The organism is Microbacterium sp. NPDC097977, assembly GCF_040302605.1.
Lineage (GTDB): Bacteria > Actinomycetota > Actinomycetes > Actinomycetales > Microbacteriaceae > Microbacterium.
The window spans coordinates 39,574-47,184 of the sequence record NZ_JBEOUR010000021.1 but is presented as its reverse complement, the minus strand read 5'-3'; the positions used below and the strand labels follow the sequence as shown (position 1 = coordinate 47,184).

The window sequence follows — 7,611 nt, the reverse complement described above, 5'->3', positions numbered from 1 at the left end:
AGTCCGGCCTCGGCGCCGACGCCGTCGCCGAGATGTTGCAGCTCGACGAGATGGTGCGCTCCGCCATCAGCTTCGACGAGCACTTCGATGTGGAGACGGGGCGGCAGGCCGTCGATCTCACCGACAGCGTGATCCTCCCCGAGCACGCGGTGGAGCAGTCGGAGACGCGCGACATGGTCAACCGGGTCGTCGATGCGCTGCCCGCCGCGATGCAGCAGGTCGTCCGCGGCATCTACCTCGAGGACCGCACGGTCAAGGACATCGCCGAGGAGCTCGAGGTCAGTCACGCCTACGTGTCGAAGCTGCGCTCCCGAGGGCTGCTGCTGATGCGCGAGGCGATGGAGGCCTGGGAGGGCGGCACCACGGGCGACCGCTCGACCAAGGCGAAGGCCGGCTTCTTCGAGACCCTCTTCGGTCCCGCGCGCACCGCGGCACCGGCCCCGATTGCGGCGGCGGCCCGTATCGCGATGCCGGCGCGCGCCGGCGCCCTGCTCGCCGCCGTCTGAGCGCGGCGGGAAAATTGCTCCACCGCGGTTACCGCGGCTGCCGTCGTCGCGAATGTCGGTTGTGCAGGTCCACGGACGGACCCGCATTCAGCCCCATAACCACGGAGGAACACTCATGGGTCTTCAGATCGCAACCAACGTCGGTGCACTCAACGCGTACCGCAACCTCTCCATCAACCAGAACGACATGTCCAAGTCGCTCGAGAAGCTCTCGAGCGGTCTGCGCATCAACCGTGCAGCCGATGACGCGGCCGGCCTCGCGATCTCCGAGGGCCTGCGCTCGCAGGTCAACGGCCTGAACGTCGCCGCTCGCAACGCGCAGGACGGCATCTCGGTCATCCAGACCGCGGAAGGCGCCCTGACCGAGGTCCACTCGATCCTGCAGCGCGTCCGCGACCTCGCGGTACAGGCGGGTTCGGACTCGAACAACGCCGACTCGCGCACCGCCATCAAGACCGAGATCGACACGCTCGGCGAGGAGCTCACCCGCGTCGCGGCGAGCACGAACTTCAACGGGATCAAGCTGCTCGACAGCGCGGCCACGCTGACGTTCCAGGTCGGCGCAGGCTCCGAGGCGGCCGAGGACCAGATCGCCGTCACGCTGACGGACTTCTCGGGTCTCGGTGCCACGATCGGCGGGCTGACGGTGGACACCGCCGCCAACGCGCTGACCACGATCGCCGCGATCGACACGCAGATCACGGCCGTCTCCACGGCTCGCGCCGGTCTCGGTGCGGTGCAGAACCGTTTCGAGTCGACGATCAACTCGCTGCAGGTCTCGGCCGAGAACCTCTCCGCCGCGAAGAGCCGCATCGCCGACACCGACATGGCCGCCGAGATGGTCAGGTACACCGCCTCGAACATCCTGCAGCAGGCCGGTACCGCCATGCTCGCGCAGGCGAACCAGTCGGGTCAGGGCGTCCTGCAGCTGCTCCGTTGAGTCGCTGCGCCTGAGGCGCGCAGGGCGCCCGGGTGGAGTCACCTCCGCTCGGGCGCCTTCCTGTAGGACACCTTCGACCGCACCGCACGGAAGACGACCGGGATGAAACTCGACGGACTCGTATCAGGGCTCAAGACCGAAGAGCTCATCAAGGCGATGATGGACGTCTCGGCCATCCCGAAGACGCTGATCACGAACAAGATCGCCGATCGCAACTCGATCATCACGAACCTCCAGTCGCTGAACACCACGCTGCAGGAGCTCGTCACGAAGGCGAAGACCGCGGCATCCGCGACCTCGCTCGCGGCGTTCACCGCCTCGTCATCGTCCGAGACCGTCACGGTCTCGGCGGGAGCGAAGGCCAGCGCCTTCTCGACCGCCGTCGTGGTCGACGCGGTCGCGACCGCCCACTCCCTCGTCACCGCAGCCGCCGGATCGACAGGCTGGGGCGGACCCTTCACCGTCGTCGGATCCGACGGCGAGGCCGTCGAGGTCACCCCGCTGGGCACCGGCGCCCAGGACCTCGCCAAGGCCATCAACGACTCCAAGGCAGGAGTCAGCGCGACCGTCGTGCCCGCGGGCACGGATGCCGACGGCGCACCGCTCTCACGCATCCAGCTCACCTCCGCCGAGACAGGCGCGGCGGGTGCCTTCACCGTGCACCGGGGGACTGCGGCCGAGGTCGCGGCGGGCACCTCCACGGATCTCGGAGCCCAGCCCGGTGCGGCGCTGATCACGCAGGGAGCGGATGCCCGCATCCGGCTGTTCGCGGGAACCGCTGCCGAGCAGGTGCTCACCCACCCCGGCAACACGATCACCGTGGGCGAGGGGATCGAGGTCACCGTCACCGCGGTGAGCGCCGATCCCGTGACGGTCACGGTGGCGCGCGACGCGAAGAAGCAGACCACGACCGCCGAGACCTTCATCAAGGAGATCGCGAGCCTGCTGACCCGCATCGACAAGGGATCGACGGCGACGGTCGGCGGGGTGGGCGAGACGACCACCCTCGGTGTCTTCACGGGCGACAGCACCGTACGCAACCTGCGGGGTGCGCTGGCCAACGCCGTGCAGCATCCGGTGGACGGCATCTCTCCCTCGACAATCGGCATCACCGTCAGCGACAAGGGCGTGCTGTCCTTCGACGCCGAGAAGTTCGCCGCGGCCCTCGCCGCCGACGCGGAGGGCACGCAGGAGCTGTTCTCCGGCGTGGCTGCGCGGCTGCAGGGCGTGACCACCCAGTACTCCGACAAGTACGACGGGCTGCTCACCAGCCGCATCACCGGCCAGGAGGACGAGGTCAAGACGCTCAAGACCCAGGTCGAGCGCTGGGATGTCCGTCTCGACCAGCGCCGCGCGACGCTGGAGCGCACCTACGCCCAGCTCGAGGTCCAGCTCTCGAAGCTGCAGTCGCAGTCCTCGTGGCTGACGAGCCAGCTCGCCGGCCTCTCGCCGTCCTCGGGCGACTGACCCGTCCTCCCGACCACCACCCACCGGAGCTCGCACATCATGGCACTCACCTCCCTCGACCGGGCCAAGCAGCAGTACCTGGAGCAGCAGGTCGCGTCCGCGACGCCCGAACGTCTGCTCACCCTGCTGTACGACCGCCTGCTGGTCGACATCGACCGAGCGGCTTCCGCGCAGGACGCCGGGGACTGGAACGCGGCGAACACGCACCTCACGCATGCTCAGTCGATCGTCGCGGAGCTGCACGGCTCGCTCACCGACGCCTGGAACGCCGCGGCGGAGCTGCGAGGCGTCTACACGTACCTCACCGGGCGCCTCATCTCGGCGAACGTCTCGCGTGATCGCGCCGCGACCCTCGAGTGCCGTCAGCTGGTGGCGCCCCTGCGCGAGGCGTGGCACGAGGCGGCCGAGCTGACCGCCGCGGCCGCTCCGCGCGTCTCGGCCCCGCGCGTCTCGGCTCTGGGCTGACGCGCGATGACCGAGGCGCTGACCGCCTGGATGGCGGTGCTCGACAGGTTCGAGCGTGCGCTCGACGCCGCCGACGAGACGCTCGACGATCGGCCCCTCGACGCGCCGCCCGGACCCGTTCCCGACGAACTCAGAGAACGGGCCGAGGCCGTGCTCGCGCGCCAGCAGCTGATGATCGGCGCGCTGACGGCGTCGCGCGCGCATGTCGCGCGGGAGATCGCCGCACTGCGTCGGGTGCCGACAGGGCGGCAGGATCGTCCCGCGTACCTCGACATCGAAGGGTGACCGCGAGGGTTACGGGGGAGCATCGGTGTCGCGATAGTCCGCTCCGAGCACGGATCGCTCGACGATTGGCCACGGATCGGCCTCTCCACCAACGTCCGGAGTGCCCCCGTGCTCGAATCCGTCACCTCCTCCGCGCTGATCAGCGCCCTCGACGGGCTGGCGCTGCGCCAACGCTCGATCGCTGAGAACATCGCCAACGTCAACACCCCCGGCTATCGGGCCCAGCGCGTGCAGTTCGAGGACGAGCTGCGCACGGCCGTCGCGAACGGCTCCGGCTCGGTCGCCGCCACGGTCGAGCGGTCGCTCGAGCCCACCCGGCTGAACGGCAACAACGTCAACCTCGACACCGAGACCCTCTCGAACATCGACACGGTGCTGCGTTTCCAGTTCGCCAGTCAGGCGATCGGCGGCCAGGCCTCGTCGATCAGCAAGGCGATCGGTCAGGCCTCCGCATGACGTTCGATGCGATCGGCATCGCCGGCACCGGGCTGACCGCGCACCGCAAATGGCTCGATGCGCTCAGTGACAACATCGCGAACGTCAACACCGCGACCCCTCCGGGTCAGGAGGGGTTCCGCGAGAAGTACGTCGCCGTGCAGGCGGGCACACAGAGCCCCGGGGTGTACGTGGCGGGCGTGGTCGAATCGGAGGCCGAGGGCACACTCGTCTACGACCCCGAGCATCCGTACGCGAACGACGACGGCTACGTGCAGTACCCCGACGTCGAGCTCGGGGATCAGATGAGCATGCTGATCCTCGCGCAGCGCGGCTACGAGGCGAACGCCGCGGTCGTGGACCGCGCGAAGACGACCTACGAGGCCGCGCTGCAGATCGGACGCGGCTGATGAGCGGTCCGATCGACGCGGTGTCCGCCGCCGGTGTCGCGCCGCTGTCGGCGCTGAGCTTCGAGACGGGTCCCGACGCGGCCGGTGCACCGGCATCCGCCGGTGCCTTCGCGACCTCGCTCACCGGAGCCGTCGAGAGTCTGCAGCAGTTGCAGTCGACCTCCAACGAGCTCGCGGTGCAGGCCGTGACCGGAGACCTGCAGGACATCCACCAGGCGATGATCGCCTCCACCCGCGCCTCGGTGACCCTCGATCTGGTGGTCGCCGTGCGAGACCGCAGCGTCTCGGCGTTCAACGAGATCATGAGGATGCAGGCCTGATGCCCACGATGCTCACGGGCTACTACGACCGCGCGAAGCGGGTCGTAGGCGGCTTCTCTCTGGCCCAGCGCACGATCGCCGTCATCGGCGTCGCGCTGCTGGTGATGGGCGCCGTCGCGCTCGGCTCCTGGCTGACCCGGCCGCAGATGAGCCCCCTCTTCACCGGACTGAGCGCGGGGGATGCGTCGGCGGTCGTCGAGCAGCTGAAGTCCGCCGGCGTCGGATACGAGCTCACCGAGGGCGGGGCGACGATCCTCGTGCCGGACGACCAGGTCTACGCGCAACGCCTCGCGGCCGCATCCGCCGGTCTGCCCGGCGACACCAGCGCGGGATACACGCTGCTCGACAAGATGGGCGTGACCGCGAGCGAGTTCCAGCAGTCGGTCACCTACAAGCGCGCGATCGAGGGCGAGCTCGCCGGAACGATCGGTGCGATGGAGGGGATCTCGACGGCATCCGTGCAGCTGGCGATCCCCGAGCAGAGCGTGTTCGTCTCGGAGCAGCAGAGTCCCACCGCCTCGGTGTTCGTCAAGACCCGCAGCGGCGCGTCCCTCAGCGACGAGAAGATCGAGGCGATCGTCCATCTCACGAGCGCATCGATCCCCGGCATGACCCCGGAGGACGTGGCGGTCACGGATCAGGACGGTCGGGTGCTCTCGGCGGTCGGCACCGGTCTCACCGGCAGCTCGTCGAAGCAGGCGACCGAGCACGAGGCGAAGGTCGCGGCCTCGGTCAGCCGGATGCTGGAGACGATCGTCGGCCCCGGCAACGCCACCGTCACCGTGTCGGCCGATGTCGCGAACTCGACCTCCGAGCGGATGGATGAGACCTATTCCGCGCCGGAGGGCGACCTCAGCGCCTCGGAGCAGACGAAGACCGAGACGTACAACGGCGGCCAGGCCGGCGGGACCGGCGTCCTGGGGCCCGACAACATCGCCGTGCCGAACGGGGGAGACGGCGAGGGGGCGTACGAGTTCGAGGAGACATCTCGCAGCAACGCGGTGAACAAGTCGACCGAGAAGACCGTCACTCCCGCCGGCGAGGTGACCAGGCAGACGGTGAGCATCGCTCTCAACCGCGGGGCGGTGACGGGGGTCACCGCGAACCAGATCGAATCGCTGGTCGCGTCGGCGGCGGGGATCGACGTCGAACGCGGCGATGAGATCGCGGTCGAGTTCGTCGAGTTCACCCAGGCCGGAGCGACGGCGGCGCAGACCGCCCTCGCGGCCGCGGAGGCGGAGAGAGAGCAGCAGTTCCAGCAGGAGCTGCTGCGGTCGGCGATCATCGGCGGCTCGATCCTGCTCGCGGTCGCGGTCCTGATCGTCTATCTCGTGGTGCGTCGCCGTATGAAGCGGCGTGTGATGTACACCGACGACGGGCCGATCGAGTACTTCGCGACCGTCACCGAGAGCGAGGAGCAGAAGCTCAAGTCCCTCCGGGGGCTCAAAGACGCCGAGGCGATCCCGATGCCCGCACCGACCACCCTGCTGCCCTCGGCCTCGGTGGACCTCGATGACGAGCCCGAGCCCGACAAGGTGCTCGTCGAGCGCCGCCGCCGCGAGATCGATGACCTCGCCAAGCGGGAGCCCGACGCGATCGCCACGGCTCTCGCCGACCTGATGGATGAGGCGACGGTATGAGCCTGCTCACCGAGATGCTCGATGCTCAGGCCGACACCGTGGAGGTGTCGACCGCGTCGCCCCCCATCGCGCCGATGCCGGTGCCGCAGATGACCGGGCTGCGCAAGGCGGCCATCGTCCTGATAAACATGGACAGGGAGGCGAGCGCCGAGGTGCTGCGTCATCTCGGCGAGGAGCGCGCCGAGATGCTGGCGGCGGAGCTCACGCAGCTCGGCGGAGTGGATCTCGCCTCGACCGCCCGCGCCCTCGGCGAATTCCGACGGATCGCCACCGGCGGCTCCGTGCCCTCGCGCGGCGGCCAGGAGCTCGCCACCGGGCTGCTGGAGACCGCATTCGGGCGGGAGAAGGCGGTGGGGATGGTGGGCCGGGTGATGTCGCAGGGCTCTGTGTCGTTCGACTTCCTCAATGCGGCGGATCCTGCCCAGCTCGCCACGATCATCGAGGGCGAGCTGCCGACGACCGTGGCCGTCGTGTTGGCGAATCTCCGAGCAGACAGGGCTGCCGCCGTGCTCGCCGCCCTCCAGGATCCGCTGCGCACCGATGTTGCACAGGCGATCGCGACGATGGGCACCGCGACGCAGGAGGCGATCTCCATCGTGGCCGACTCGCTGCGCGCACGCACCGGCGTGTTCGCGATGCGGGACAACCATGAGTCGATCGGCGGGGTGCAGCCGCTCGTCGAGATCATCAACCGCTCGGACACCGCGCTGGAGAAGTCGCTGCTCGCGAGCCTCGAGGGACGCGATCTGGCGTTGGCCGAGGACATCCGCAGCCGAATGGTCACCTTCGCCGACATCGCCAGGCTCGAGGATCGCGACGCCCAGCGCGTGCTCCGCGGCATCGACCTGCGGATGCTCGCGCTGGCGCTCAAGGGCGCGGACGAGCAGATCCTCGACAAGGTCAAGGGCAACATGACCGAGCGCAACCAGGAGAACCTGGCCGAGGAGACGCGCGTGCTCGGGCCGGTCCGGATGCGGCAGGTCGACGAAGCCCGCGCCGAGATCGTCCGCGTCATCCGCGAGCTCGAAGCCGCCGAGGAGATCACGATCTCCCGCGAGGACGAGGACGAGCTCATCGAGTGAGTGCATCCGAGACGGATAGGGCCGCCGTGGTTACGGGAGCGGATGACCGTCGCGATAGTTC

The 7,611-nt window shown here is 69.3% G+C and carries 10 protein-coding genes; all 10 read left to right on the top strand.

The genetic code is table 11. The features are described from left to right. The coding region (locus tag ABTZ43_RS07245) for an RNA polymerase sigma factor (RefSeq protein WP_350538338.1) at nucleotides 1–506 on the top strand (506 nt) is incomplete at its 5' end. 115 nt (nucleotides 507–621) lie between these two features. Continuing rightward, nucleotides 622–1,446 carry a flagellin N-terminal helical domain-containing protein gene (locus ABTZ43_RS07240; RefSeq protein WP_056417985.1) on the top strand — a complete coding sequence of 275 codons (825 nt, stop codon included), beginning with the start codon at nucleotides 622–624 and terminating at the stop codon, nucleotides 1,444–1,446. Nucleotides 1,447–1,548: 102 nt separating this feature from the next. Beyond that, complete coding sequence (gene fliD, locus ABTZ43_RS07235) at nucleotides 1,549–2,913, top strand: flagellar filament capping protein FliD (protein WP_350538337.1); 1,365 nt, start codon at nucleotides 1,549–1,551, stop codon at nucleotides 2,911–2,913. A gap of 39 nt (nucleotides 2,914–2,952) precedes the next feature. Then, nucleotides 2,953–3,378, top strand: coding sequence for a flagellar export chaperone FliS (fliS, locus tag ABTZ43_RS07230; protein ID WP_350538336.1), 426 nt, complete (start codon nucleotides 2,953–2,955; stop codon nucleotides 3,376–3,378). Nucleotides 3,379–3,384: 6 nt separating this feature from the next. Then, nucleotides 3,385–3,663: a hypothetical protein gene (locus ABTZ43_RS07225; protein WP_056417976.1), complete on the top strand. Its 279-nt coding sequence runs from the start codon at nucleotides 3,385–3,387 to the stop codon at nucleotides 3,661–3,663. Nucleotides 3,664–3,771: 108 nt separating this feature from the next. Beyond that, nucleotides 3,772–4,119 carry a flagellar basal body rod protein FlgB gene (locus ABTZ43_RS07220; protein WP_056417973.1) on the top strand — a complete coding sequence of 116 codons (348 nt, stop codon included), beginning with the start codon at nucleotides 3,772–3,774 and terminating at the stop codon, nucleotides 4,117–4,119. Further along, nucleotides 4,116–4,508 (top strand): flagellar basal body rod protein FlgC, encoded by a 393-nt coding sequence (locus tag ABTZ43_RS07215; RefSeq protein ID WP_056417970.1) that lies wholly within the window; start codon nucleotides 4,116–4,118, stop codon nucleotides 4,506–4,508. Before ABTZ43_RS07220 ends, ABTZ43_RS07215 begins: the two co-directional genes overlap by 4 nt. Continuing rightward, the gene (gene fliE / locus ABTZ43_RS07210; RefSeq protein ID WP_056417967.1) at nucleotides 4,508–4,828 is read left to right on the top strand and encodes a flagellar hook-basal body complex protein FliE; all 321 of its coding nucleotides are present in this window, start codon (nucleotides 4,508–4,510) and stop codon (nucleotides 4,826–4,828) included. The genes ABTZ43_RS07215 and fliE overlap by 1 nt, the downstream gene beginning before the upstream one ends. Further along, the gene (gene fliF, locus ABTZ43_RS07205; RefSeq protein WP_350538335.1) at nucleotides 4,828–6,468 is read left to right on the top strand and encodes a flagellar basal-body MS-ring/collar protein FliF; all 1,641 of its coding nucleotides are present in this window, start codon (nucleotides 4,828–4,830) and stop codon (nucleotides 6,466–6,468) included. Before fliE ends, fliF begins: the two co-directional genes overlap by 1 nt. Then, complete coding sequence (gene fliG, locus ABTZ43_RS07200; RefSeq protein ID WP_350538334.1) at nucleotides 6,465–7,550, top strand: flagellar motor switch protein FliG; 1,086 nt, start codon at nucleotides 6,465–6,467, stop codon at nucleotides 7,548–7,550. The genes fliF and fliG overlap by 4 nt, the downstream gene beginning before the upstream one ends. Nucleotides 7,551–7,611: the final 61 nt, after the last annotated feature.

Bases quoted from the DNA above. Each gene is read 5' to 3' on its own strand.
- ABTZ43_RS07240 (WP_056417985.1), top strand. From the start codon at position 622: ATGGGTCTTCAGATCGCAACCAACGTCGGTGCACTCAACGCGTACCGC.
- fliD (WP_350538337.1), top strand. From the start codon at position 1,549: ATGAAACTCGACGGACTCGTATCAGGGCTCAAGACCGAAGAGCTCATC.
- fliS (WP_350538336.1), top strand. From the start codon at position 2,953: ATGGCACTCACCTCCCTCGACCGGGCCAAGCAGCAGTACCTGGAGCAG.
- ABTZ43_RS07225 (WP_056417976.1), top strand. From the start codon at position 3,385: ATGACCGAGGCGCTGACCGCCTGGATGGCGGTGCTCGACAGGTTCGAG.
- ABTZ43_RS07215 (WP_056417970.1), top strand. From the start codon at position 4,116: ATGACGTTCGATGCGATCGGCATCGCCGGCACCGGGCTGACCGCGCAC.
- fliE (WP_056417967.1), top strand. From the start codon at position 4,508: ATGAGCGGTCCGATCGACGCGGTGTCCGCCGCCGGTGTCGCGCCGCTG.
- fliF (WP_350538335.1), top strand. From the start codon at position 4,828: ATGCCCACGATGCTCACGGGCTACTACGACCGCGCGAAGCGGGTCGTA.
- fliG (WP_350538334.1), top strand. From the start codon at position 6,465: ATGAGCCTGCTCACCGAGATGCTCGATGCTCAGGCCGACACCGTGGAG.